General features: G+C 64.0%; 20 protein-coding genes. 5 read left to right on the plus strand and 15 right to left on the minus strand.

Annotated features, from left to right (window positions below):
• Positions 1 to 41: 41 nt before the first annotated feature.
• From ilvN to HHL22_RS21025, 7 genes are all read right to left on the minus strand, one after another.
• Positions 42 to 632 carry an acetolactate synthase small subunit gene (gene ilvN / locus HHL22_RS20995; RefSeq protein ID WP_169533337.1) on the minus strand — a complete coding sequence of 197 codons (591 nt, stop codon included), beginning with the start codon at positions 630 to 632 and terminating at the stop codon, positions 42 to 44.
• A 156-nt stretch (positions 633 to 788) separates the two neighbouring features.
• Positions 789 to 2,519, minus strand: coding sequence for a biosynthetic-type acetolactate synthase large subunit (gene ilvB, locus HHL22_RS21000; protein WP_169533338.1), 1,731 nt, complete (start codon positions 2,517 to 2,519; stop codon positions 789 to 791).
• Between the two features lie 35 nt (positions 2,520 to 2,554).
• Complete coding sequence (gene ilvD / locus HHL22_RS21005) at positions 2,555 to 4,294, minus strand: dihydroxy-acid dehydratase (protein ID WP_169533339.1); 1,740 nt, start codon at positions 4,292 to 4,294, stop codon at positions 2,555 to 2,557.
• Positions 4,295 to 4,584: 290 nt separating this feature from the next.
• The gene (gene leuB / locus HHL22_RS21010; protein ID WP_169533340.1) at positions 4,585 to 5,703 is read right to left on the minus strand and encodes a 3-isopropylmalate dehydrogenase; all 1,119 of its coding nucleotides are present in this window, start codon (positions 5,701 to 5,703) and stop codon (positions 4,585 to 4,587) included.
• Positions 5,691 to 6,287, minus strand: coding sequence for a 3-isopropylmalate dehydratase small subunit (leuD, locus tag HHL22_RS21015; protein ID WP_169533341.1), 597 nt, complete (start codon positions 6,285 to 6,287; stop codon positions 5,691 to 5,693). The genes leuB and leuD overlap by 13 nt, the downstream gene beginning before the upstream one ends.
• A 102-nt stretch (positions 6,288 to 6,389) precedes the next feature.
• Positions 6,390 to 7,784, minus strand: a complete 1,395-nt coding sequence (gene leuC / locus HHL22_RS21020) for a 3-isopropylmalate dehydratase large subunit (RefSeq protein WP_169533342.1) — start codon at positions 7,782 to 7,784, stop codon at positions 6,390 to 6,392.
• Positions 7,785 to 8,089: 305 nt separating this feature from the next.
• A complete protein-coding gene (locus HHL22_RS21025; RefSeq protein ID WP_169533343.1) occupies positions 8,090 to 9,265 on the minus strand; it encodes a 2-isopropylmalate synthase in 1,176 nt (391 codons plus the stop codon).
• Positions 9,266 to 9,443: 178 nt separating this feature from the next.
• Here HHL22_RS21025 and HHL22_RS21030 point away from each other — a divergent pair, with 178 nt between their 5' ends.
• On the plus strand, positions 9,444 to 10,988 hold the full coding sequence (locus HHL22_RS21030; RefSeq protein WP_169533344.1) for a hypothetical protein: 1,545 nt from the start codon (positions 9,444 to 9,446) through the stop codon (positions 10,986 to 10,988).
• 86 nt (positions 10,989 to 11,074) lie between these two features.
• On the opposite strand, the gene HHL22_RS21035 is transcribed toward HHL22_RS21030, so the two are convergent.
• The 3 genes from HHL22_RS21035 to HHL22_RS21045 form a co-directional block, all read right to left on the minus strand.
• The gene (locus tag HHL22_RS21035; protein ID WP_169533345.1) at positions 11,075 to 12,322 is read right to left on the minus strand and encodes a 5-(carboxyamino)imidazole ribonucleotide synthase; all 1,248 of its coding nucleotides are present in this window, start codon (positions 12,320 to 12,322) and stop codon (positions 11,075 to 11,077) included.
• The gene (purE, locus tag HHL22_RS21040; protein WP_169533346.1) at positions 12,319 to 12,846 is read right to left on the minus strand and encodes a 5-(carboxyamino)imidazole ribonucleotide mutase; all 528 of its coding nucleotides are present in this window, start codon (positions 12,844 to 12,846) and stop codon (positions 12,319 to 12,321) included. Before purE ends, HHL22_RS21035 begins: the two co-directional genes overlap by 4 nt.
• Before the next feature lie 361 nt (positions 12,847 to 13,207).
• On the minus strand, positions 13,208 to 14,011 hold the full coding sequence (locus HHL22_RS21045; protein ID WP_169533347.1) for an SDR family oxidoreductase: 804 nt from the start codon (positions 14,009 to 14,011) through the stop codon (positions 13,208 to 13,210).
• An 84-nt stretch (positions 14,012 to 14,095) separates the two neighbouring features.
• Here HHL22_RS21045 and HHL22_RS21050 point away from each other — a divergent pair, with 84 nt between their 5' ends.
• The gene (locus HHL22_RS21050) at positions 14,096 to 14,473 is read left to right on the plus strand and encodes a winged helix-turn-helix transcriptional regulator (protein ID WP_169533348.1); all 378 of its coding nucleotides are present in this window, start codon (positions 14,096 to 14,098) and stop codon (positions 14,471 to 14,473) included.
• Positions 14,474 to 14,682: 209 nt separating this feature from the next.
• On the opposite strand, the gene HHL22_RS21055 is transcribed toward HHL22_RS21050, so the two are convergent.
• Both HHL22_RS21055 and HHL22_RS21060 read right to left on the minus strand, forming a co-directional pair.
• Positions 14,683 to 15,915 carry an isocitrate dehydrogenase (NADP(+)) gene (locus HHL22_RS21055; protein ID WP_169533349.1) on the minus strand — a complete coding sequence of 411 codons (1,233 nt, stop codon included), beginning with the start codon at positions 15,913 to 15,915 and terminating at the stop codon, positions 14,683 to 14,685.
• Between the two features lie 207 nt (positions 15,916 to 16,122).
• Entirely contained in the window at positions 16,123 to 17,121 is a 999-nt protein-coding gene (locus HHL22_RS21060; protein ID WP_169533350.1) for a dienelactone hydrolase family protein, read from the minus strand.
• Positions 17,122 to 17,189: 68 nt separating this feature from the next.
• Between HHL22_RS21060 and HHL22_RS21065 the strand changes: the two genes are divergently transcribed.
• From HHL22_RS21065 to HHL22_RS21075, 3 genes are all read left to right on the plus strand, one after another.
• Entirely contained in the window at positions 17,190 to 18,668 is a 1,479-nt protein-coding gene (locus HHL22_RS21065) for a D-alanyl-D-alanine carboxypeptidase (protein WP_169533351.1), read from the plus strand.
• A gap of 193 nt (positions 18,669 to 18,861) precedes the next feature.
• On the plus strand, positions 18,862 to 20,649 hold the full coding sequence (locus HHL22_RS21070) for an FG-GAP-like repeat-containing protein (protein ID WP_169533352.1): 1,788 nt from the start codon (positions 18,862 to 18,864) through the stop codon (positions 20,647 to 20,649).
• A 144-nt stretch (positions 20,650 to 20,793) separates the two neighbouring features.
• Positions 20,794 to 21,189, plus strand: coding sequence for a hypothetical protein (locus HHL22_RS21075; RefSeq protein ID WP_169533353.1), 396 nt, complete (start codon positions 20,794 to 20,796; stop codon positions 21,187 to 21,189).
• A 30-nt stretch (positions 21,190 to 21,219) separates the two neighbouring features.
• Here HHL22_RS21075 and serA read toward each other — a convergent pair whose 3' ends face one another.
• From serA to HHL22_RS21090, 3 genes are all read right to left on the minus strand, one after another.
• Positions 21,220 to 23,124 (minus strand): phosphoglycerate dehydrogenase, encoded by a 1,905-nt coding sequence (serA, locus tag HHL22_RS21080; RefSeq protein ID WP_169533354.1) that lies wholly within the window; start codon positions 23,122 to 23,124, stop codon positions 21,220 to 21,222.
• Positions 23,125 to 23,325: 201 nt separating this feature from the next.
• Positions 23,326 to 24,300: a glycosyltransferase family 9 protein gene (locus HHL22_RS21085; RefSeq protein WP_169533355.1), complete on the minus strand. Its 975-nt coding sequence runs from the start codon at positions 24,298 to 24,300 to the stop codon at positions 23,326 to 23,328.
• Positions 24,301 to 24,436: 136 nt separating this feature from the next.
• Positions 24,437 to 26,152 (minus strand): helix-hairpin-helix domain-containing protein, encoded by a 1,716-nt coding sequence (locus HHL22_RS21090; protein WP_169533356.1) that lies wholly within the window; start codon positions 26,150 to 26,152, stop codon positions 24,437 to 24,439.
• Positions 26,153 to 26,316 lie beyond the last annotated feature (164 nt).

Genomic DNA, 26,316 nt, shown 5'->3' on the forward strand with positions numbered 1-26,316 from the left:
AATCTAGCTAACTCGCGGACTCACAGAGTCCACGGTACTTTTTACATCGTGAACACGTCTTCGCGCTCGTTCAGGAACTCGTTTTCGGCCACGTCCTCGCTGGGCTCGCGGCGCTCAAACTCTTGAAGCTTGCGGTGAAAGCCGTCGCTGGCCTTGATGATGGCGATGCGGGCCGAGCGCACAAACTCGATGAGGCCGTAGGGCTGCAGCACCTGCACCAGCTTGTCGGTTTCCTCGCGGTGGCCGGTGGTTTCGAACACCGTGTAGTCCTTGCGGATAACCACGGCCCTAGCCCCGTGCTCGCGCAGCAGGCGCTCCACCAGGGCCTTCTCGGCAATCACGTCGGTAGGCACTTTGTAGAGGGCCATCTCCTGCCACACCACGTCGGCGTTGGGGTTGTAGTACACCTTGAGCACCTCCACCTGCTTCTCAATCTGCCCGGCCAGCTTGCGCACCACCTCTTCCGTCTCGGTAATCACGATGTTGAAGCGATGGATGCCCTCCACCTCGGAGGGCGAAGTGTTGAGGCTCTCGATGTTGATTTTGCGCCGCGAGAAGATGATAGCAATGCGGTTGAGCAAGCCCACCTGGTTTTCGGTGTACGCGGTGATGTTGTATTCCTGGCGTTCCATAAAGATTGAGAACGAGAATGTTATGTTTTGGAAGGCGGTCATGCTGAGCTTGTCGAAGCATCTCTACCACGCCACCTAGGGGCCCGGCCGGTCGGCAACCAACGAAGCGCTAGAGATGCTTCGGCTGCGCTCAGCATGACGTTCTTCTTGGAAGCTTTAGCGAAGCCGTATCTCTGCCACGCTGCACCCCTGCGGTACCATGGGGAAGATGTTGTTTTCCTTGGTCACCATCACTTCGAGCAGGAACGAGCCGGGGTGCGCCAGCATCCGCTCTAGCGCCGGGCGCAGGTCGGCGCGGGCATCCACGCGCTGGCCCTGGATGCGGTAGCCGGCGGCCACGGCCACGTAGTCGGGGCTTTGGATGTCCACGAACGAGTAGCGGCGCTGGTGGAATAGCTCTTGCCACTGCCGCACCATGCCCAGAAACTGGTTGTTGAGCACGATAATCTTCACGTCCACGCCCGTTTGCATGATGGTGCCCAGCTCCTGAATGGTCATCTGGATGCCGCCGTCGCCAATCACGGCCACCACCGGCCGCTCGGGCGCGCCAAACTTGGCCCCGATGGCAGCGGGTAGCGCGAAGCCCATCGTGCCTAGGCCCCCGCTCGTGACGTGGCTGCGCGACTGGTTTTGCAGGGCGTAGCGGCAGGCCACCATCTGGTGCTGGCCCACGTCCGACACGATTACCGCGTCGCCGCCCGTCAGCTCGTTGAGCTGCTGCAGCACCTCGCCCATCGTCAGCTCCTCGGAGGTCGGGAACAGCTCTTCCCGGATTACGGCGTCGATTTCCTGGGCCGTGTAGTCCTGGAAGCGGGCCAGCCACGCGGAGTGCTGCTTCGGCTCGACCAGGGTCGTGAGCAGGGGTAGGGTTTCCTTGCAGTCGCCCCACACCGGCACAGTGGTTTGCACGTTCTTGTCAATCTCGGTGGGGTCGATGTCGAGGTGAATAACCTTGGCTTGCTTAGCGTACTTGTCGAGGCGGCCGGTTACGCGGTCGTCGAAGCGCATGCCGATGGCAATTAGCACGTCGCACTCGTTGGTGAGCACGTTGGGGCCGTAGTTGCCGTGCATGCCCAGCATGCCCACGTTGAGGGGGTGGCTGGTGGGCAGCGCGCCCACCCCCAGGATGGTCCAGGCCGCCGGAATGCCCGACTTCTCCACAAACTCCTTGAACTCTTGCTCGGCCTGGCCCAGCACCACGCCCTGTCCCCACAAGATGAACGGCCGCTCGGCCTGGTTGAGCAGCTCGGCCGCCCGCTCGATGTACTCGCGGCGCACCCTAGGGGCCGGCAGGTAGCTGCGCACGTGGGTGCACGGCCGGTAGGGCGGCGCCTCAAACGTCTGCATCTGCGCGTTCTTGGTAATGTCCACCAGCACCGGGCCCGGCCGCCCGCTGCGGGCAATGTAGAAGGCCTTGGCCAGCGCCTCGGGTATCTCCTCGGCCTTGGTTACCTGGTAGTTCCACTTGGTAACCGGCGTCGTAATGTTGATGATGTCCGTCTCCTGGAAGGCATCGGTGCCCAGCAAATGCGCAAACACTTGGCCCGTGATGCACACCAGCGGCGTGCTGTCAATCTGGGCATCGGCTAGGCCAGTCACGAGATTGGTAGCGCCCGGCCCGCTGGTGGCCAGCACCACGCCCACCCGGCCCGAACTGCGCGCATAGCCCTGCGCCGCGTGGATGGCGCCTTGCTCGTGGCGCACCAGCACGTGGTTGAGCTGCTCCTGAAAGTCATAGAGCGCGTCGTACACCGGGATAATGGCCCCGCCGGGGTAGCCAAAAATCGTGTCCACGCCCTCGGCTACCAGGGCTTGCAGCGTGGCTACCGCGCCCGTGGTGGGGGCGGTTTCGGTAGCGGTGGGGGCAGAAGCGGGTTGAGTTTGCATGGCGTTGTTCTGCTGGTAAGGTGACCCCTAGGGGGTTAAGCGGAGGCTAAGGCAGCTTGGGAAACCACGGTAGTGGGCAGCTCCACCTGGCCGTTTTCTTCGATGAGGTCCGTCACGCAGCCGTGGCTGGCGTCGCTCACGGTACGGATGTACTTGAGCAGCACACCCTGGCGCACTGGCAGCGGCGGCTGGCGCCAGGCAGCGCGGCGGGTGGCCAGCTCCTCGTCGGATAGGCGCACGTCCATGGTGTTTTGGGCCGCGTCCAGCACTATCCAGTCGCCGTTCTCGACCAGGGCCAGGCCGCCGCCGTCGTAGGCCTCGGGGCACACGTGGCCAATCACGAAGCCGTGGGTACCGCCCGAGAAGCGGCCGTCTGTTATCAGCGCCACCTTATCCCCCAGGCCCGCGCCCATGATGGCGGCCGTGGGCTTCAGCATCTCGGGCATGCCGGGGCCGCCTTTCGGGCCCACGTAGCGGATAACCACCACCTGGCCCGGCTGGATGCGGTGGTCGGCAATGCCTTGGTTTAGCTCGGCTTCGGAGTTGAACACGATGGCCGGGCCCTCGAAGCGCAGGCCTTCCTTGCCGGTGATTTTGGCCACCGCGCCCTTGGTGGCGAGGTTGCCGTACAGCATCTGGATGTGCCCGTCGGCCTTAATGGGGTTGCTGAGGGGGCGCAGCAGGTCTTGCTCGGGGCCTAGGGGGCGCACGCCGGCCAGGTTCTCGGCCAGGGTGCGGCCGGTCACGGTGGGCAGGTCGCCGTTGAGCAGGCCATAGTCGAGCAGGGTGCGGAACACGGCCGGGATGCCGCCGAGCTTCGAGAGGTCCTCCATCAGGTACTTGCCGCTGGGCTTGAGGTCGGCCAGCACCGGCACGCGGTTGCTTACGGCCTGGAAGTCGTCCATGGTCAGCTTCACGCCGGCCGCGTGGGCGATGGCGATGAGGTGCAGCACGGCGTTGGTGCTGCCGCCGAGCACCGTCACCACCACCAGCGCGTTCTCGAAGGCGGCGCGGGTCATGATGTCGCGGGGCTTGAGGTCCAGCTCCAGCAGGCGACGCAGGTAGGCGCCCGTGTCGAGGCACTCCTGCACCTTGGCCGAGCTTTCGGCGGGCAACGACGACGAGGCCGGCACCGTCATACCCAGCGCCTCGATGGCCGAGGCCAGCGTATTGGCCGTGTACATGCCCCCGCAGGCCCCCGGACCGGGGCAGGCGTTGTGGATGATGCCGCGGTAGTCCTCGTCGGAAATCTGCCCATTCACCTTTTTGCCGTAGGCCTCGAAACACGATACTATGTTGAGCTTCTGACCCTTAAACTCGCCGCCCCTGATGCTGCCGCCGTACACCATCAAACTCGGCCGGTTCAGCCGGGCCATGGCCATGAGGGCGCCCGGCATGTTCTTGTCGCAGCCCACTACGCAGGCCAGCGCGTCGTAGTAGTGCGCCCCGGCCATGGCTTCAATCGAGTCGGCGATAATCTCGCGGCTCACCAGCGAGAAGCGCATGCCGTCGTTGCCGTTGGTGATGCCGTCGCTCACGCCGATGGTGTTGAAGCGCAGCCCCACCAGCCCCTGGGCCGCCACGCCGCGCTTCACCTCGTCGGCCAGCCCGTTGAGGTGCATGTTGCAGGTGTTGCCCTCGAAGCCGGTCGAGCAGATGCCCACGAACGGCTTGCGCAAGTCGGCATCCGTCAGCCCCGCCCCGATAAGCATGGCTTGCGAGGCCGGTAGGCTGTCGTCCTTGGTGTAGATGCGGCTATATTTATTGAGAATCATGGCGTTGGAGTAGTGCGGCGCGGGGCCCTAGGGTGTAAAAAAACCTCCCTGGCGCTCGGCTCGGAAGGCTTTTTCGGGTAGCAGTGCGCTGCCGTCAGCCTTCTTGGCGCGGAATAAGGACCGGAGAAATGACGAGTAGGGGAGCGGACATTGCTGGCGGTTGACCCCACCCCCGGCCCCTCCCCAAAACGGAGGGGAGCCACGGCGGCGCGGCTGCTTATTGCTGGTAAGTAATCGTTAATCGTCCGGCTCCCCTCCCTTTTGGGGAGGGGCCGGGGGTGGGGTAATCGTTAAATAATCGTGCTCGACCCGATGGCCACGTTGTGCGCGTTCCACTGCTGCTCGCTGCTATCGCGCACCCAGAAGGCGATGTAGCTGCCCACCTGCTCGGTGGTGTAGGGCGCCTTGGGATTCAGCTCGGGCGTCAGGATGTTGTTGTGCAGGGCCTCGTCCACGCCTTCGCGCACCAGCGCCGCCTCGTCGTTCATGCCGAAGTGCTCCAGCATCATCGCGGCCGAGAGGATGGTGGCGATGGGGTTGGCGATGCCCTTGCCGGCCGCCTGCGGGTACGAGCCGTGGATGGGCTCGAACAGCGCCGCCTCGCCGATGCTGGCCGACGGCAGCAGCCCTAGGGACCCGGCAATGACCGAGGCCTCGTCGGAGATGATGTCGCCAAACATATTCTCGGTCAGGATTACATCGAACTGCTTGGGGTTCAAGATAATCTGCATGGCCGCGTTGTCCACGAACAGGTAATCCACGGCCACCGTGGGGTACTGCGCGGCCAAGCCCTGCACCACTTCGCGCCACAGGCGGGAGGTTTCGAGCACGTTGGCCTTGTCCACCAGCGTCAGCTTCTGGTGGCGGCCCTCGGCGGCGCGGAAGGCGAGGTGGGCAATGCGCTCAATCTCGGGCTTCGAGTAGGTGCAGTTGTCGTAGGCCGAGTCGGCATCGCGGCGGCCCTTCTCGCCGAAGTAGATGCCGCCCGTCAGCTCCCGGAAAATCAGCATGTCGGTGCCCTGAATGCGCTCGGCCTTGAGGGGCGAGTGGGGCAGCAGCACGTCGTAGGCCGTCACGGGGCGGATGTTGGCGAACAAGCCCAACTCCTTGCGCAGGCGCAGCAGGCCCTGCTCGGGGCGCACCGGGGCGGCGGGGTTGTTGTCGTACTTGGGGTCGCCGATGGCCCCTAGGAGCACGGCGTCGGCTTCGCGGCAGCCGGCCAGCGTCTCGTCGGGCAGGGGGTTGCCGGTGGCGTCGATGGCGCAAGCGCCCATTTGGTAGGCCGCGAAGCGGAAGTCATGCCCGAAGCGCTCAGCCACGGCTTCCAGCACCTTCACGGCCTGCCGACACACCTCCGGGCCGATGCCGTCGCCCGCCAAAACGGCTATTTTCTTGCTTACCATACCCATGCGCGCTGTTTTTCAAAGGCCTCAATAGCCGGTTTTTGATTTACTAAAAAGTCGATGTCATCGTACCCGTTTATCAGGCACTCCTTCTTGTAGGGGTCGATGGCGAAGCTGAACGTCTCGCCCCAGGCCGGCACCGCCAGCGTTTGGCTGGGTAGGTCCACCACCAATTCTAGCGCCGGGTTTTCGTGGATAGCCGCCAGCAGCCGCCCGAGGGTTTCGTCGCTCACTTGCAGTGGCAAGAGGCCGGTGTTGAGCGCGTTGCCACGGAAGATGTCGGCGAAGTAGCTGGAAATCACCACCCGGAAGCCGTAGTCGTACAGGGCCCAGGCGGCATGCTCGCGGCTGCTGCCGCAGCCGAAGTTCTTGCCCGCCACCAGCACCTGTCCGCTGTAGCGCGGGTTGTTCAGCGCAAACTCGGGCTTGGGCGAGTTGTCGGGGTTGTAGCGCCAGTCGCGAAACAGGTTGTCGCCGAAGCCTTCGCGCGTAGTCGCCTTCAGAAACCGCGCCGGAATAATCTGGTCGGTATCAATGTTTTCCAGCGGCAGCGGGACGGCGGGGCTGTGCAGGGTTTGGAAGCGTTCCATTGGTTAGAACTTAGAGCTTAGAGCAAAGAGCTTAGCGAATTATGCAGTGGTACTGAATGAAGCGTTTGTCTACATTCTAAGCTCTCATTTCTAAGTTCTTATTTAATTCAAATACTCGGTAATATCTACAATCCGCCCCTGCACGGCCGTGATGGCGGCCACCAGCGGCGAGGCTAGCAGCGTGCGCGAGCCGGGGCCCTGCCTCCCCTCGAAGTTGCGGTTGGAGGTGGCCACGCAGTACTTGCCAGCGGGTATCTTGTCCTCGTTCATGGCCAGGCAGGCGCTGCAACCGGGCTCGCGCAGCTCGAAGCCCGCGGCGGCCAGCACCTTGTCGATACCCTCGGCAATGGCTTGCTGCTCTACCTGCTTGGAGCCGGGCACGATGATGGCCTCCACGTGGCCGGCCTTGCGCTTGCCCTGCACGTAGGCCGCCACCGTGCGCAGGTCTTCGATGCGCGAGTTGGTGCAGCTGCCGATGAACACGTAGTCAATCTGCTTGCCCAGCAGCGACTCGCCCCGCTGCAAGCCCATGTACTTGAGCGACTTGTCGAAGCTCTCGGCCTCGGTGGTGGGCACCTCGCTCGGCACGTGGCCGGTGATGGGAATGCCCATGCCGGGGTTGGTGCCGTAGGTAATCATGGGCGCGATGTCGGCCGCCTGGTAGGTGTACTCGGTGTCGAAGGTGGCGCCTTCCTCGGTGTAAAGCGTCTGCCAGTACCCTAGGGCCGCGTCCCAGGCCTCGCCCTGCGGCGCGAAGGGGCGGCCCTGCACGTAGGCGAAGGTGGTGGCATCGGGGGCGATGAGCCCGCCGCGGGCGCCCATCTCGATGCTCATGTTGCAGATGGTCATGCGCCCCTCCATGCTCAGGGCCCGGATGGCGCTGCCCGCGTACTCCACGAAGTGCCCGGTGGCCCCGCCGGTACCCAACTGACTAATAATGTAAAGGATAATGTCCTTGGCCGTAACGCCCGGCCGCAGCTCGCCTTCTACTGAAATGCGCATCCGCTTGGGCCGGCTCAGCAGCAGGCACTGCGAGGCCATCACCTGCGCCACCTGGCTGGTGCCGATGCCGAAAGCCACCGCGCCAAACGCGCCGTGGGTGCTGGTGTGGCTGTCGCCGCATACCATCGTGAGGCCCGGCTGCGTGAGGCCCAGCTCCGGCCCAATCACGTGCACGATGCCCTGGCGCTGGTGGCCCAGGCCGTATAGCTCGATGCCGTACTTCTGGCAGTTCTCGGTCAGCTTATCCACCTGCGAGCGCGAGAGCGGCTCCTCGATGGGCAGGTGCTGGTTGAGGGTCGGCACGTTGTGGTCGGCCGTGGCGATAATCTGGCTGGGTCGAAACAGCCCGAGGTCCCGCGCCGCCAGCTCGTCAAACGCCTGGGGGCTGGTGACTTCATGAATCAGGTGGCGGTCGATATACAGCACGTCCTGCCCGCCCTCGATGGAGCGAACGACGTGGGCATCCCAGATTTTATCGAATAGCGTGCGGGGCATTATTAATAGGATAGTCTATGTGTAGAAGAACGTCATACTGAGCTTGCCGAAGCATCTCTACCGCGCCGCCTAGGGTCGTATTAGGCTGTTAACCAACGAAGCGGTAGAGATGCTTCGGCAAGCTCAGCATGACGTTCTGGATACATAAAAACAGCCAAGGAAACGAAGCAACAGGGGGAAGTTTTGGTCGTGTTAAGGGTGTGAAAGAATGGCGTTGTTGGGATTTTAACCCGACCCCCTGACTTCCCTGCTCCCACCCACTGGCAGCGCCTGCCGCCCCGCTTCCTTGGCTGGTTATGAATGAATTAAGCGTTTACTGCTTCGGCTACGTTGCGCACCTCGATGGCCAGCAGGTGCAAGTCGTCGTCGATGACCTCGCGCTGGCGGTCGGCCAGCTGCAGGAAGCTGGCGTAGGCGGCGTTCAGGGCCGGGCGCTCCAGGTGGTAGCCCAGCTTCTGGAGGCGGTAGGCCAGGGCGGCGCGGCCCGAGCGGGCGGTGAGCACGATGCTCGAATCGACGGCGCCCACCTCTTTGGGGTCGATGATTTCGTAGGTTTCGCGGCACTTAATCACGCCATCCTGGTGGATGCCGCTGCTGTGGGCGAAGGCGTTGGCGCCCACGATGGCCTTGTTGGCTTGCACGGTCATGCTCATCAGGTGCGATACCAGGGCCGAGGTTTCGGTGAGCAGCTGGGTGCGCACGTTGGTGTGCAGCCCTAGGCCGGGATGCTGGCGCACTATCATCACCACTTCTTCGAGGGCCGTGTTGCCGGCGCGCTCGCCCACGCCGTTGATAGTGCACTCAATCTGGCGCGCGCCGTTGCTGACGCCCGCAATGGAGTTGGCGGTGGCCAGGCCCAAGTCGTTGTGGCAGTGCGTGCTCAGGGTGGCGCGCTCGATGCCGCGCACGTTGTCGGCCAGGTACTTAATCTTGGCGCCGTACTCGTGGGGCAGGCAGTAGCCGGTGGTGTCGGGGATGTTGAGCACGGTGGCGCCGGCGGCAATGGCCGCCTCGCACACGCGGGCCAGAAACTCGTTGTCGGTGCGGCCGGCGTCCTCAGCGTAAAATTCCACGTCCTCCACAAAGCTTTTGGCCAGCTTCACGGCGGCCACGGCGCGGGCCAGCACGTCCTCGCGGGTGGTGCGCAATTTTTGCTGCACGTGCAGGTCGGAGGTGCCGATGCCGGTGTGAATGCGCGGGCGGCGGGCCTGGCGCAGGGCGTCGGCGGCCACCCGGATGTCGTTTTCGACAGCGCGGGTGAGGCCGCAGACAGTGGCGTCCTTGGTTTGGGCGGCGATGGCGGCCACCGCGGCAAAGTCGCCGGGGCTGCTCACTGGGAAGCCGGCCTCAATCACGTCCACCCCTAGGGCTTCGAGCTGCCGGGCAATAACGAGCTTTTCCTGTTGGTTTAGCTTGCAGCCCGGTACTTGCTCGCCGTCGCGCAGCGTGGTATCGAAAATCTGAATTTTTTGCGTCGCCATGAGGTAGAGAAACTAGGCAGAAGCCCCGCGTGGCCGGGCGGCAACTGGATTTGTGCTGCAAGTAGCAGCACTTTAGCAAGGCGCGAAAACAAAAATGCCCGGATTCTATTATTTCCAAGCCCCGCGTTTTGAGTAGCAATAGGCTGTAAGTAAATAAGTTAATTAGTAAGTTTTTACAATGCCTAACCGCGCCAGCGACCCCGTTTTTCAGCTCCTCAAGTCGCTTACCCAGTCCGAGAAGCGGCATTTTCGCCTCTACACCAGCCGCCAGGGCGCCACCGAGGGCCTGAAGTTTCTGCAACTCTTCGACGCCTTCGACGCCCAGGAGCAGCCCGACGAGGAGCGGGTGCTAGCGCAGGTGCCCAGCCTCAAGCGCGCCCAGCTCGCCAACCTCAAGGCCAACCTCTACAAGCAGCTGCTGGCCAGCCTGCGCCTCTACCACGCCGGCCAAAACCTCGATATTCAGCTGCACGAGCAGCTCGACTACGCCCGCGTGCTCTACAACAAGGGCTTCTACCAGCAGGCCCTGCGGATGCTGGCCCGCGTGAAGCAGGCCGCCCACGCCGCCGAGCTGCCCCACGTGGCGCTGCTGGCCATCGACTTCGAGAAGCTCATCGAGTCGCAGTACATCACGCGCAGCCTGCAGGGCCGGGCCGAGTCGCTGGCCGAGGAGGCTTCGGCCACCGCTACCCACCTCGGGCGGCAGCACGAGCTGTCCAACGCCTCGCTACGCCTCTACGGGTTGTATTTGCAGGCCGGCCACGCCCGCAACCAGGCCGACCACGAGCAGTTTACGGCCTATTTCCGGGCCCACGTGCCGGCCCGGCTGGCTGCCGGCAGCGGCTTCTGGGAGAAGCTCTACTTCTACCAGGCCCACGTGTGGTATCACACCATCAACCAGGATTTTCGGGTCTGCTACCGCTACGCCCAGAAGTGGGTGGACCTGTTTGAGGCCCAGCCCGACCAGCAGGAAAGCCAGACCATGCTATACATCAAGGGCCTGCACAACCTGCTGGCTTCCCTCTTCAACCTGCTCTACTACAGCAAGTTCATGGAGGTGCTCAAGGTGCTCGAAGACTTCGCCGCCAACCAGACTCGCCGCGCCACCCCCAACACCGACACGCTGCTCTTCCAGTACATCTGGACCAACCGGCTGAACGCGATTTTCCTCGAAGCCCGCTTCACCGAAGGCGTGGAGCTGATACCCGAATTGCTGGAGCAGCTCGGCGAGCACAAAAGCCAGCTCGACCTGCACCGCACGCTGGTGTTCTACTACAAAATCGCCTGCGTGTACTTCGGCAGCGGCCACTACCAACAAGCCATCAAGTACCTCACCCGCATCATCGACCACAAGGACCTGAGTTTGCGCGAGGACCTGCAATGCTTCGCCCGCATCCTCAACCTAGTAGCCCACTACGAGGCCGGCGACGACGCCGAGCTGGAGCACCAGGTGCGCTCGGTGTACCACTTCCTGGGCAAGATGAACGACCAGCAGCCCATGCAGTTGGAGGTGCTGCGCTTCCTGCGCCGCCTAGGCCACTTCGAGCCGGCCAGGCTGCGCGAGGAGTTCGCGCGCCTGAAAACCAAGCTGGAAGAAATCGCCGCCCGCCCCTACGACCGCCGCCCCTTCCTCTACTTCGACATCATCTCCTGGCTGGAAAGTAAGGTGTCGGGTCGCTCGGTGCAGGACGTGATGCAGCAGAAGTTTCTGGGGCTGAAGTAGGTTTGGGCGGGCGGGGTGCCCCTAGGGCCCGCGCCTCCACCAAGCGGCTTTACCCGCCGCCGACACGCGCCAGCAGCCCCGCGCCACTAGCCGTCCAGCCCCGGCAGGCCGAGCAACTCCGCGGCGCGGCGCGCCCCGGCTTTGACGCTGGCGATGTCCGGGCCGGTGATGGTTAGGTGGCCCATTTTGCGGCCCGGGCGCGCCTGCAGCTTGCCGTAGAGGTGCAGGTGCGTTCCCGGCAGGCGCAGCACGGCAGACCAGTCTGGCTCCCGCAAGCGGCCAGCGGCGTCCAGCCACACGTCACCCAGCAGGTTGAGCATGATGGCGGGGGAGTGCTGGCGCGGCTGGGGCAGGGGCAGGCCCGCCAGGGCGTGCACCTGCAAATCGAACTGCGACGCGTCGCAGGCGTCCAGGGTGTAGTGACCGCTGTTGTGGGGACGGGGGGCCATTTCGTTGACTACCAGGCTGCCGTGCTCGCTGCCGTCGTCCACCACAAAAAACTCGACGCACAGCACCCCCACGTAGCCGAGCTGCCGGGCGATGGCAATGGCCGCCTCGCGCGCCCGCTCGGCCAGGGCCGGGGGCAGCGCCCCAGCGTAGGCGTGGGTAACGGCCAGAATGCCCGCCACGTGCACGTTGCGCTGCGGCGCGAAGCTGACCACCTGCCCGTCCCAGCCGCGGGCCACCAGCACCGAGCACTCGGCGGCCAGCGGCAGCTTCTTTTCCAGCACGCAGGCCACGCCGCCCAGCTCCGCCCAGGCGGCGGCCAGCTCCGCGGCGTTCTCAGCCCGGACCTGGCCCTTGCCATCGTAGCCCAGGCGGGCGGTTTTGAGGATGCCGGGCAGCAGCTCCGGCCGCTCGGCCTGCACGGCTTGCAGCTGGGCTGGCGTTTCAAGCACCGCGTAAGGCGCGCAGCCCACCCCTGACGTGGCCGCGCAGGCCGCGAAGTGGGCTTTTTCCTCGATGCGATTTTGAGCAATGCCCACTACGGCCGCGCCCGGCGCCACGGGCCGGGTCAGGGCCAGCGTTTGCAGTACCTGGGCCGGCACGTTCTCAAACTCGGTCGTGATGGCCTGGCACAGGTAAGCCAGCTGCGCCAGCCCCGCCGGGTCGTCGTAGCCGGTTTGGATGTGGTGGTGGCTCACCTGCCCGGCCGGGCTTTGCGCGTCGGGCTCCAGCACGGCCGTGAAGTAGCCCAGGCGCTGGGCGGCCTGCACAAACATGCGGCCTAGCTGGCCACCCCCCAGCACCCCTAGGGTAGCCCGCTGGCCCGCGGCGTCTACACTGCCAGGAAAAATCGGGGCCATGGCGGCAACGTGGCTATCGGCACTCATACGGGCAGGGTCATGGCGCGGGCGGCCTCGGTTTGGGCGGCGCGAAACGCCTGCAGCTTGGTAGCCAGGTCGGGGTCGTGCAACGCCAGCAGGCTGACGGCGAACAGCGCGGCATTGGCCGCCCCGGCCGTGCCAATCGCAAACGTGGCCACCGGTATTCCCTTGGGCATCTGCACGATGCTGTGCAGCGAGTCGACCCCCTGTAGGTGGCGGCTGGCCACCGGCACTCCCAGCACGGGCACGGTGGTTTTGGCGGCCAGCATGCCCGGTAGGTGGGCCGCGCCCCCCGCGCCAGCGATGATGGCCTGCAAGCCGCGCGGCCCGGCCTGCTCGGCGTAGGCAAACAAGTCGTCGGGCATGCGGTGGGCCGATACCACCCGCGCCTCGTGGGCCACGCCAAAGTCCGCCAGCACCTGCACGGCATGCTGCATGGTGTCCCAGTCGCTGCTGGAACCCATCACGACGCCAACCACTGGCTTGCCTGGGGTAGGGCTAGGGGCGTCGGAGGGGGAATAGGTACTCATAAAAAAGCTTGGTCGTAAGGGCAGGAATGCCCTGGAATATCGAGAACAGGATGGCAAACGGCCGCGCCCGCACCGCCGGCTAGGTAGGGGGCGGTGCGCCGTGCCGCCACCAAAGCGGGCCCTCGCTCAGCAAGCGGTTGCCACGGCCGCAAATTTAGGGTGGCATTCTACGACTCGAGCGAATCCAAAAAATTACGGGTGCCCGCCTAGGCCATGCCCCTACGGTACCCGGACCCTGCCGCAGCATAAGGCAGTTGGTAGGGGTGGATAAGGCTCCCGGCCGGCTGCGCCTGCGGGCGCTACTTCCTACAAGCTCAAAAACGGCTGCCGGCGCCTCCCTGCTCAGCGGCTCGCCTTGGCTTTACTGCGCCGCCAGTAGTTGCTGGATGCCCTGCCGGAAGGCTTCATCACCGGCGGCCAGGCGCTGAGCGTACATGGCTTTTACGTCCTCGCCGCAAACGTAGCGCAGGGTGTTGGTGCCGTCGGTGGCGGCTTCGTACACCACCTGCGCAATCTGCTCGGGGGTGGATACCACGTTTGCAGGGTTGCTGATGAAGGCGAAGAACTTGCTGGCCAGCGCCTCGTAGGCCGGGTGCGCCACGAATACCGACCGCTGCGCGGCGTCCGTAGCCACCAGGCCCGGCTCGATATTTTTGATGCCAATGCCAAACTCGCGCAGCTCGTAGGACAAGCTTTCGCTCCAGCCCTCGAGGGCCCATTTGCTGGCATCGTACACCGAGCTGACCGGAAACGCCATCAGCCCTGCCGATGAGGAAGTGGTGATAAACAACCCCGCCCGCCGTGCCCGAAAGGCCGGAATAAAGGCCTGCGTTACGCGCACTACCCCTAGGAAATTGGTTTCCAGCTGGCGCACCAGCTGCTCGTCGGTGGTGGCTTCCAGGGGCCCCAGCAGGCTGTAGCCCGCGTTGTTGAACACGACGTCAACGGGCCCTAGGGCCAGCGCCTGCTGCACGGTAGCGGCAATCTGCGCCGGGTTAGTTACGTCCAGGGGCAGCAGGCGCACGCGTTCTAGCTGGCTAAGCTCGGTTTCGTTTTCGGGCCTGCGCATGGTGGCCAGCACCTGCCAGCCCTGGGCGGCAAACAGCTTGGCGGTGGCTTTGCCGATACCGGCCGACGCGCCGGTGATAAAAATAGTCTTGCTCATCTTGCAGTGGGTGAAATTTCTGGCAAAACTGCCGGGTAGTCGCTTTACCTTTACTATCCATTACCTTTAGGAAAGCGACTATTTATGGCGGCCACCGTGCACTGCGAACAAGACCCGGCGCTGCACCAGGAGCGCCTGCGGGCCCTGCGGGATGCCACCGAGCTGGTGAGCGGCAAGTGGAAATTCGGCATCCTGCTGAACCTATACAACTACGGCGCCATGCGCTTCAAGGACTTGCAAGCCGCCTCGGCGGGCATCACCCCCAAAGTGCTGTCGAAAGAGTTGCAGGACCTGGAAGACAACCAGCTCATTACCCGCACGGTAAATGCCACCAAGCCCGTGACGGTTTCCTACGCCCTCACGCCCCACGCGCTCGAAATCCAGCCTGTCATCAACGCCCTGGTCGAATTCGGACTAAAGCACCGCGTGAAAATTAAGGAGCAGCTGGCACTGGCTGCGTAGCTGCCTGCCCGGCCCGCTAACCTCCTCTTCCCAAGGGAAGGAAACGCCTGCTGATTGTAACGCCAAACTTCTGCTTAGCAGCCCGCAACGAGCGACTCGTCTTACCGAGGCACTAAGCAAGAGCTTAGTAGTCCAGCCTACGCCGCCCGCCCACTAAAAAAGCCCACCCGGCAACCGGGTGGGCTTTTGCGTGCCAAAGGGCCCTAGGGCTACTGGCCCAGCTTCTTCTTCAGGTTCTCGTCGATGGCCTCCAGAAACTCCTCGGTGTAGAGGTAGTCGCGGCCGTGCTCCACCTTGTTGCCGTGGATGCAGACGGCTAGGTCCTTAGTCATCTTGCCGCTTTCCACGGTTTCGATGCACACCTGCTCCAGGGCCTTGCAGAAGTCGATTAGCTCCTGGTTGCCGTCGAGCATACCGCGGAATTCGAGGCCGCGGGTCCAGGCGAAGATACTGGCGATGGGGTTGGTGCTGGTGGGCTTGCCGGCCTGGTGGTCGCGGTAGTGGCGCGTGACGGTGCCGTGGGCGGCCTCGGCCTCCATCGTTTTGCCGTCGGGCGTTACCAGCGTGCTGGTCATCAGGCCCAGCGAGCCGAAGCCCTGGGCTACGGTGTCGCTCTGCACGTCGCCGTCGTAGTTTTTGCAGGCCCACACGAAGTTGCCGTTCCACTTCAGCGCCGAGGCCACCATGTCGTCAATCAGGCGGTGTTCGTAGGTGATGCCGGCAGCCTTGAACTTGTCCTGGTAGTCGGCTTCGTAAATCTCCTGGAAAATGTCCTTGAAACGGCCGTCGTACTTCTTCAGAATCGTGTTCTTGGTGCTCAGGTACAGCGGCCAGCCCTTCATCAGGGCCTGGTTGAAGCAGGCGTGCGCGAAGCCGCGGATGCTCTCGTCGGTGTTGTACATAGCCAGGGCCACGCCGTCGCCCTTAAAGTTGTACACCTCAAAGCTTTGCGCCTCGCCGCCGTCCTCGGGCGTGAAGGTGATGGTGAGCTTGCCCTTGCCCTTAGTCACGAAGTCGGTGGCGCGGTACTGGTCGCCGAAGGCGTGGCGGCCGATGCAGATGGGGGCCGTCCAGTTGGGCACCAGGCGCGGGATGTTGCTCATCACGATGGGCTCGCGGAACACGGTGCCGTCCAAGATGTTGCGGATGGTGCCGTTGGGCGACTTCCACATCTGCTTCAGCCCGAACTCCTCCACCCGCTGCTCGTCGGGGGTGATGGTGGCGCACTTGATGCCCACGCCGTACTGCTTAATGGCGTTGGCCGAGTCGATGGTTACCTGGTCGTTGGTCTCGTCGCGGTACTCGATGCCCAGGTCGTAGTACTTGATGTCGACGTCGAGGTAGGGCAGAATCAGCTTGTCCTTGATGAATTTCCAGATGATGCGGGTCATCTCGTCGCCGTCCAGCTCCACTACGGGGTTGGCTACTTTAATCTTGCTCATGGGCGTTGGTGGGAAAGTGAAAAACCGGGTAAAACGGGGTGCAAGCTAGCAACCCGCCCCCTCTAAACTAGCTGGTCCCCACTTGTTCCCGGTAGCGGCCCAGCCCGGCCGGCCCCTAGGGCCCGCGGCCGCTTCTGCCCAAAGTAGTATCCGTTAGCGTTTGCGCTAGTCGTTTTTCTGCGAAAAATGCTACCAGGCGCCGGATAGCTAGTGCATGGTCATCCAGGCAAAAAAGTCGCGGGCCACCCGGTCCCACTGCCCTTTTTCGTAATCGATTTTGCCGTTGGTGAAGCCGAAGAAATTGTGCTCTACCTCGGGGTAGGCGTGGAAGGCGAAGTTGGTTTTGCGCCGCCGAATGGCTTCTAGCCGCAGGTAATCGTTGAGCAGCGCCGAGCGGTCGCGGGTGCCGTAGCCCACGAAGATGGGCAGGCGGCTGTGCAGGAGGTCTTCCAGCGGAGTTGACGGCGTCGAAAGCGAATAAATCAAGCGGTTGCTGTCGCCGTGGCAATCTACCTGGCTGGGGGCGGCCACCACCTGCTGCCAGCGGTTGAATAAGCTTTCCGCCGTGGCCGAGTCGACCTCCAGCCGCGCGCCCGAAACCTGCGTGAGCATGCGCCCTAGGGGGCTGCCCGCCAAATAAATAACGCGCCGCAGGTGGTGCGAATGGCGCGCCATGCGGGCTACTACGGCGCTGCCTTCCGAGTGGCCCATGGCCGTGATGTCGTCGGCTTGCACCCAGGGCTGGCGGCTGAGGTAGCGCAGCACAACCCGGTTGCGCCGCACGTAATACTCCAGGTAGTTGTGCTGGCAATACTTAGCAGGCAGTAGCCCGGTTTTGGTATCCAGTACGTAGCCGCCGGGGCCCAGCTGGCGCAAGTCGCCCACCAGCGGCAGGCCGGGCTTGGCTACTACCACCAGGTGGCAGCGGGCCAATAAGGAGTCCATCTTGATAGGAATCAGCCGGTAAGCGCCTTGCTCGTCGTAGAGTATTACGGGGCTAGGGGAAGACCCTTGGGCAAAGAAGAACACTGGCTTGCGCTTCAGCTCCTCCCCTTTTTTGGAGAGCACCAGCACGTTCACAGTGTCCCCTTTGTAGCGCATTTGCAGGTGGCGGTAGCCAAAGTCGGCGGGGGTTTTAGGCTGGGCGTGGGTTAGCCTCGGGCTCAGCAGAACCCCTAGGGCCAGCAGGCGGTACAAAAGGCGCATAAGCAGTAGGAGCCGCCCAAAAGGGGCCGGCCGGCTATGGACTAAGGCCTTCCTGCGTAAGTTGCGCCGTGCCGATTCTGTCTTTCTCCACTCTTGCTGCCGGCCAGTTGCGCTGGGCTGTTTGGCTAGCCCTGCTGCCGCTCACCTCTGCCTGCGGGCAAGCTACCACTTCCCAGCCGCCCGTGCCGGCGGCCATCGTCCTCGATTCGGCCACGGGCAAGGTCGATATGCCCTGGCTGCGCCAGCGCCTCGATAGCAGCCGGGCGCTGCGCCGCCAGCAGGTGGGCGTGGCCCTGGCCGATGCCACCACCGGCGAGCTCCTCTTCGGCTACAACGCGGGCAAGGACTTCACTCCGGCCAGCACCCTAAAATTATTTAGCCTCTACGCCGGCCTCACGCTGCTCGGCGACTCGCTGCCCAGCCTGCGCTACTTCTCTAGGGGCGACACGCTCTTCTTCCAGGGCACCGGCGACCCTACGCTGCTGCACGGCGACGTGCCCTCGCGGCGGGCCTACGCCTTTTTGGCCGGCCGGCCCGAGAAAGTGCTGGCCTACTGCGACATTGCCTGCGTGCCCGCCTACGGACCCGGCTGGACCTGGGACGACTTTAACTACTATTTCCAGCCCGAGCGCACGGCCTTCCCGCTCTACGGCAACACGGTGCGCTTCTATGGCAGCGCGCCGCAGCTGGCGCGCCCTAGGCCCGGCGCGCCACTGCAGCCCCTGCCGCAGCGGGTGCGGGTGGCGCCTCGCGCCTTCGCGCCCCTCACCGCCAAGGCCGGGCCCGACTTTCGCCTCTCGCCCGACCAGGACCACGAGGAGCACGTGTTTCGGGCGCAGCTCGACAACCGCTTCACCTACCTGCCGGCCCCCAAGAAGTGGGTGGATGAAATACCCTACCGCACCAGCCGCCAGCTGCTGCTGCGCCTGCTGGGCGACACCCTACGCCGGGCCGTGGTCGGCATTGGCCCCTGGCACCCTAGGCCCGGCCAAGACAGCATTCGCACCCTGCACGGGCTACGCGCCGACTCACTCTACCGCCGCATGCTGCGCGTGAGCGACAACTTCCTGGCCGAGCAGCTGCTGCTGATGGCCAGCACCCAAGTGGGCTACCGCGACTCGCTGAGCGGGGCGCGCACCATTCGGTATTTGCTTAAAAACCAGCTGCGCACCCTGCCCGACCGCCCCGACTGGGTGGACGGCTCAGGGCTCTCGCGCTTCAACCTGCTCACGCCGCGCACCCTCACGGCGCTGCTGGTGCGCCTGCACCAGCAGCTGCCCGAGCCGCGCCTGCTGAGCCTGCTAGCGGCCGGCGGCGGCCAGGGCACGCTGCGCAAGCGCTACTTCGAGCCTGGCCCGCCCAAAGTGACCTGGTTTTGGGGCAAAACCGGTACCCTCACCCATACCTGCAACCTGGCCGGCTACCTGCGCTGCAAGAGCGGCCGGCTGGTGGCCGTTACGTTCTTCAACAACAACATCTTGGGCGACGACCAGCGCACCCGCGACGCCATGCAGTGGACGCTGAGCGAGGTGCGGCAGCGCTTATAAAACAGGATGTTATCAAGAAAATATAGCGGCGCTTAAAAAAGTTTTACAACTTTAAAAGCTTAATAGTCAATCGTCCCTGTATGGTCGAGGTAAAAAGTGCGTTTTGTTAGTAGGCTTATTGTTGGGCTTAGTTAGATATTTTTGTGATGCTTCCGCAAAAAATTCTACCTACTCTTCTTTAAGCGCTACTTCTATGATAGAAACTTTTACCAAGCGTTTCGCAGCCCTGGCGCTGCTCGGTTTCGGGCTGCCTGCGGCCGCCGCGGCCCAAACCATCGTGGGCTTTGCCCCCGCCCAAGCCGCGCCGGGCGCTTCCGTTACCATCACGGGCACGGGCCTGAACAACTTGAAATCGGTGATGCTCAACGGGCTGCCCGTGAAGGTGCTTAGCTCCTCGGCCATCGCCGTAGTAGTGGAGGTGCCGCGCGCCGCCGCCACCGGCCGCCTGCGCCTGACCACGGCCAAGGGCACGGCCCTCACGGCCAATAAGCTGGGTATTACCCGCCAGTCGTCGGCCGTGAGCTACGCCCAGAAGTCAAACAGCGTGGTAAGCACCCTAGCCAGCGGCAATTTCTCGACCCCCACCGTGGGTGACCTCGACGGCGACGGACTGATTGACCTGCTGGTGGGCCAGGGCGATGGCACCATTAAAGCCTTCGAGCAAACGCGCACGAATGACACCAGCTTCGGCGCGGGCACGCTGCTGAAGAATGCCGATGGCACCACCCTGAACGTGGGCGCGAATAATGCCAACGGCCACTACGCCAAGCCCACCCTAACCGACCTCGACGGCGATGGCCTGCTTGAGTTGCTGGTGGGCGAGGAGCTGGGCTCGGTGCTGCGCTACGAGCAAACCGCGGCTTCGGGCCCTGGGGCACTGCTGTTCAACCGCAGCCCCCTCTTTGCCAACCCCTACAGCGGCAGCAGTGCGGCCAGCGGCTACTACCCGCGCCCCACGCTGGCCGACCTGGATAACAACGGCTTGCTCGACGTGCTGGTGGGCAGCAACGACGGCACGCTGCGCCGCTACGAGCAAACCGCCCCCAACGCCGTCACCTTCAACATCCTAGGGCAGATGAAGGACGAGAAGGGCGTTGTCATCGACGCTGGCAGCGTGGACAAGCCCCTGCTGACCGACTACAACGGCGATGGCTACCTCGACATGCTGCTCGGTAACCAGGCCGGCGCCATTGTGCTCTACACCCAGACCGGCACCAATGCCGTGACGTTCAAGTCACTGGGCAACCTGACCACCGATGGCAGCACCGCCATCAGCATGAGTGGGGCCAATGGCTTTGCCGCGCCTGCCGTCACTGACCTCGACGGCAACGGCCTGCTGGATTTGTTTGTGGGCAATGGTACGGGCAGCGTCTACCGCTTCGAGCAGAGCCAGTCGGCCACGATTCCCACGCTGGTAGCCCCGCTGCCAGTGGTGCTGGTGGCCTTCAGTGGCCAGGCCCTAGGGGGTGGCAACCAGCTGAGCTGGACTACGGCCTCGGAAATGAACAGCGCCTATTTTGGCTTGGAGCGCAGCCCCGACGGGGTGGCATTTGAGCAGGTGGGGCAGGTGGCGGCGCTGGGCAACAGCGCCAGCGCTCACCAGTACCAGTACCTGGATGCCGCGGCCCCGGCCGGCACTAGCTACTACCGCCTGCGCCAGGTGGACCAGGACGGCACCCTGGCTTACTCGGCTACCGTGGCCTTGAGCCGCGCCGAGGGCCTAGGCGCCGCCACCCAGGTCCAGGCATTTCCCACCGTGTTCGGCGCCGAGCTGAACGTGGCACTGCCCGCCGGTGCCGCGCCGCAAACAGCTACCGTAGTCCTGCTCACCACCGAAGGCCGCCCCTTGTATAGCCAAGTGGTGCAGCTTGGGGCCGCGCCCCAAGCCTTGCCCGCGCTGCCGGCCCTGGCCCCCGGCCTCTACCTGCTGCGCGTAGCTACGGCGGCCGGCACCAGCACTCAGCGCGTAGTGCGCCAGTAGGTAGCCCGCGCTACTCCCGCAAAAAGCCCCAACCGACTACGGCTGGGGCTTTTTGCGGGAGTAGCGCGGGCAATAAGGCCTAGGGCCGCCGACCCGGCTTTGCCGCTTCTACCTTTGCGGCTTCCACTGCCTTCCCGAGCTACCATGGCTACTCTGCCCCGCCTGCGCCAGCTGCGCCGCGACAAAACCCTGTTTGCCCTCGCCCTGAATACTGTTCGGCTGCACCTAGAAGAGGAAGCGCGCACCAGCCAGCAGCCCCACCTCCGCGAAGCCCCTGATGCCGACCTGCTGTTCATTCAGCAAAGCATTGACCAGTGGGTGAGCCTGGCTGCCAGCTACATGGTGCGTAAGTTTCACTGTCCGCTGGCGTCGGCCCTGTCCTTGATAGGCGAGCTGCAAACCGAGCTGAAGCGCGGCATCCCGGTGGAGGAGCTGTGGCAGATACCCCTGGAGCAAGTACTGAACCTGCCGCCCAAACTGCTGCAGCGCCAGCCGGAAACCACCCCCGCCGAAAGCCAGCAAGCCGCCGATGCCGAGTAGTAGCCCAGACTACAAAGTCCAGGCTACTTTTTAATACAATACCCGGAACTTGATGGTGTGCTCCACCTCGCGCAGGGCCTGAATCACGTCCTGGTCGTAGGCCTTGTCGATGTCGGTGATGACGTAGCCCACCAGCTCGTTGGTTTTCAGGTACTGGCCCAGGATGTTGACGTGGTGCTGGGCCAGCACATTGTTGATGCGGGCCAGCACGCCGGGCACGTTGGCGTGAATGTGGATGAGGCGGTGCGCCTGCTGCTGGGCGGGCAGCAGGATGTTGGGGAAATTGACGCTCTGCTGCGTGTTGCCGCTGTTGATAAACTGCATGATGCGCTCGGGCACGAACTCGGCGATGTTGCGCTGGGCCTCGGCCGTGCTGCCGCCGATGTGGGGCGTGAGCAGCACGTTGGGCAGGTGGCGCAGCTCGCTCTCGAAGGCCTCGGCGTTGGTCTTGGGCTCGTGCGGAAACACGTCTACGGCCGCGCCGCCCAGGTGGCCGCTGCGCAGGGCGGCGGCCAGGGCCGGCACGTCCACCACGTGGCCGCGGGCGTTGTTGATGAACAAGGCGCCGGGCTTCATCAGGGCGAAGTGTTGGGCGCCGAAGAAGTCCTGGTTTTCGGGCCGCCCATCGATGTGCAGCGTCACGATGTCGGCCTGGGGCAGTAGCTCCTCTAGGCTGACGGCCTTGTGGGCGTTGCCAAGCTGCAATTTTTCGGCAATGTCGTAGTAGATGACCTTGAGCCCTAGGGCCTCGGCCACCACTGAGAGCTGCGCCCCGATGTTGCCGTAGCCGATGATACCCAGCGTCTTGCCGCGCACCTCGAAGGCGCCCTTGGCCGACTTGTCCCACTCGCCCTGGTGCATCTTGGGGTTTTTCTCCGGGATGCGGCGGGCCAGCACAATCAGCTCGGCCAGGGTCAGCTCTACCACCGAGCGGGTATTCGAAAACGGCGCGTTGAACACGGCCACGCCCCGGCGCATGGCCTCGGGCAAGTCAATCTGGTTGGTGCCGATGCAGAAGGCCCCGATGGCGATGAGGCGGTTGGCGGCGGCCAGCACCTTTTCGGTCACGTGCGTTTTCGAGCGGATGCCAAGGATGCTCACGCCCTCGATGCGGGCCAGTAGCTCGTCCTCGTCGAGGGCGCCGGCCACCAGTTCCACCTGGTAGCCTTCCTGGCGAAACAGCTCGGCGGCGCGGGCATCGGGGTTTTCGAGCAGCAGCACCTTAATGCGGTTTTTGGGGTAGCTCAGGGTCATGGGGAGTTTCAGTTGGTATAAGAACTCGTCGAAGGTGGGCAGCACCTGGTCGGCGTGGGCCACCACGCTGGGGCGGCTCACGTTCTCGGTGTAGGCGTAGAAGCGCTTGGCCAGTCCGGCCTCGCGGATTTGATAGTCGGTGTAGCCGTCGCCGAGCACGTACACCGGCCCGTCGAGCTGCAAGTCGCGCAGCTGCTGAATCTTGCCGCCGTCGCGGCTCAGCACGTTGCTGGCATCGCAGCCGGTGATATTGCCGGCATCGTCGAAGGTGAAAGTATTGGCCAGCACGTGGTCGGGCCGCACGCCGTAGGCGGCCACCACGGGCTCGATAAACTCGCGGAACCCGCTGCTCACCACGTAGATGCGGTCGGCGTAGCGCCGGAAGAAGTCGCCGTTGCGCCGGATGCTCTCGCTGACCTTGCCCTGCAGCCGCGCCACCAGCGGCGCCAGGTGCTGCCGCTGCGCCCCCAGCAGTGCCAGCCGCCGCGCCAGCGACTCCTGAAAACCGATTTCGCCCGCCATGCCCTGGTCGGTCAGGGCTTTAATGGCGGCTACTTTTTCCGCCTGGTCGGGCCGGCCGGTGAGGGCGATTTCGGCCAGCTCGTCCAGGCCTTCGACTTGCGTAAAGGTGGAGTCGAAGTCGAAGACGAAGTAAGGGAGGGGGGCGGCGAGGTCGGGCATACGGGGGCAAAGATGGCTCCGGCCGCCCCATTAAGCTTGGTACTGCGGTGGGGCGCCAGTAGCGGTTGTGCCTTGGCCAGCTGGCCAAGGCTAGCGGAAAACAGGCCCCCACAGAAACGCAAACGGTGGCAAAGTGTGGAGCGTGAGGTTAGGAATTGCGACCTGACAACTACTTGACATGGGGGCGCAGCTGCTGGGTTGCTACAGGAGCTTCGTCCAATCCCGGGCCAAGTCCTGGTCTTTCATGCACTTGAAATGCCCTAGGGGGCACTGCGCAAAACCAATCTTGGAGCACGGCCGGCACCCTAGGCCCGCTACCGCCAGCACCTCGAAGGGCGCGCGGTAGGGATACATGCCAAACTGCGGCACCGTGTTGCCCCACACGCTGAAAATCGGCTTTTTAAACGCCGCCGCTATGTGCATCAGCCCCGTATCGTGGCTGACTACGAACTGCGCCTGCCGCAGCAGCGAGGCCGACTGGTGCAGCGAAAACTGCCCGCACCCGTTGAAAATGGGCGAGCTGGCTGCTAGCTCAATGACGTGGCCAGTGGTTTCGTCTTCGGGGCCCCCCAGCAGCACCACCGGGCGCGGGGCCAGGCGGCCCATCAGCTCAATGAGCTTCTCGACGGGCAGGCGCTTGGTGGCGTGCTGCGCCCCAATGGCCACGGCCACGTAGTGCCCCGGCCGAAAGCCGGCGGGCAAAGTAGCTGGCACGTTTACCTGCTGGCCAGGCGGAATGAAATAATCCAAGCCCCGGCCATCGTCCACCACCCCTAGGGGGGCGGCCGCCGCCCGGTAGCGGTCCACGATGTGCACGGGAGGCAAGCGGTTGATTTTGAAGCGCACCAGCAGGTACTTCTGCCAATTAAGCTTATCGAAGGCCCGGGCCGGCACGCCCGGTAGCTGCAGCCGAATAAGCCGCGTGCGCAGGTTATTGTGCAAATCGACGATGAAATCAAACCGCTCAGCCCGCAGCTCTTGCACCAGGGCTCCCAGGCTACCGCGCAGCAAGTGCAGCTTGTCGACGTAGGGACTGGCTTCGAATAGCGCGGCGTAGGCCGGCTTGGTGGCGTAGTGAATGGCCGCGCCCGGCACCTGCGTCTTCAACTGCCGCACCACCGGCGTCGTCAGCACGATGTCACCGATGGAGGAAAAGCGCAGTACCAGAATTTTCATAAATTTTTGAATGTGAGAACTCTGATAAATGTGGAAATGTAAAAATTAAATAATCAATTAATTAAATATAATTTTCACTTGCTAATTTTCCCATTTTCCATATTCCTCACATTTTTACATTCCTCACTTTTTAACATTAAAATTTCGCTTTGCGCGCGGCAAAGTAATTGGCAGCTTCCTCCGCCGATTTGGCGTTGAACGTCATCTCCTTCGTGAGCATACCCTTGCGGCCGGCCAGTACGCCGTAGCGCATGTCGGCGTAGCCGTTGGTGTGGTGGGCATCGGGGTTGATGCTGAGCTGCACGCCCTGGCCTAGGGCGTAGCGCACCCAGCGCCAGTCGAGGTCGAGCCGCCAGGGGTTGGCGTTGATTTCAATAATAACCTGGTGCTGGGCGCAGGCGTCAATGACGGCCTTGAAGTCGATGGGGTAGCCGGCGCGGCGCAGCAGCAGGCGGCCGGTGGGGTGGCCCAGCATGGTGCAGTGCGGGTTGGCAATGGCGGCCAGCAGGCGCTCGGTGGCGCGCTGCTCGTCCATCTTCAGGTTGGAATGGATGCTGGCCACTACGAAGTCAAACGTGTCGCGCAGCTCGGCGTCGTAGTCCAGGCTGCCATCGCCCAGGATGTCGGCCTCAATGCCTTTGAAGATGCGGAAAGGGGCCAGCTCCTGGTTCAGCTCGTCAATTTCGCGCTGCTGCTGGCGCACGCGCTCCGGCCCCAGGCCATTGGCGTAGTGCGCAGCCTGCGAGTGGTCGCAAATGCCGAGGTACTCGTAGCCCGCATCGCGCAAGAAAGTAGCCATCTGGCGCAGCGAGTGGCTGCCGTCGGAGTACGTGCTGTGGTTGTGCAGCGAGCCGCGTAGGTCGCCGTCTTCCAGCAGGCGCGGAATTTTATGCTCGGCCGCCAGCTCAATTTCGCCCAAGCCCTCACGCAGCTCGGGCACCACGTACTGCAAGCCGGCCGCCGCGTACAGGTCGTCTTCGCTGGCGAAGCGCTCGCGCTTGAGCCACTGGCGCAGCGTATTGGGCTTGCCGGGGGCGGGGTGGGGCAGGGGCGCGTCGAGGTGCGCAGCGTTGCCGGTTTCGCTGGCCAGCTGGTTCGCAAACTCTGTTGCGGGCACCACGCGCACGGCCACGGCCACGCCGCCCTCGGCCGTGGTGCCGCGCCAGGCCCAGGGTCCCGAGCGGCGCGGGTCGGCGCGCAGGCCGGGCGCTGCATTCAGCAGGTCGTGCACGGGGCCGGGGTCGGGCGCGGCTACCAGCAGGGCCACCGTTTCCACTACTTCTAGGGCGCGGCGCACCTCGCCCACGGCCGCCACCTCGCTTACGCCCGGTAGCGGCTCTAGGCGAGCGCCCAGGTCGAGGGCCAGCTGCTCGGCCTGCGAAAACAGCAGCTTGCCCGCGCTCTGGTCGGTAAAGTCCAGCGCCGTCAGAATAGCCTCCTGGGTTTTGGCCCCGAAGCCCTTGAGCTGCGCCACGCGGCCCGCTTCGGCCGCTTCGCGCAGCTGTTCGGGGCCTTCAATGCCCGCGTCGCGCCACAGCGCCCGTACTTTTTTGGGGCCAATACCCTTGATACCCAGCAGCTCTACCACGCCAGGCGGGGTGGTGTCGAGTAAGCGCTGCAGCTCCTCGAAGGTGCCGGTGTCGAGCAGCTCGGCTACCTTGGCAGCCTGGGTTTTGCTCAGGCCGGTGCGGTCGGGCAGGCCGGGGCGCTCTACCTCGGCCACCGGAAATTCCAGCTGCTCCAGGGCCGTGGCCGTGCCCTCGTACGCACGAATCTTAAACGGATTTTCGTCGTGCAGCTCCAGCAGCTGGGCCGTTAGGCGAAAGGCTTTTATCAGGGCGCGATTGTCCACTTTTCCAATTATTCAGGTTATGCCCGGCAAGGGGCGACTGGGCCCTAGGCCCCGCCGCGCGGCTTGCCAAAAGTACGGCCAGCAGCAAGCTACGGGCGCTGGTTTACGTACAAGGTGCGTTATGCGCCTAGCTTACGTTGCCTGCTTACTGCTACTAGCCGCTT

It is taken from the genome of Hymenobacter polaris (assembly GCF_012927305.1).
Lineage (GTDB): Bacteria > Bacteroidota > Bacteroidia > Cytophagales > Hymenobacteraceae > Hymenobacter > Hymenobacter polaris.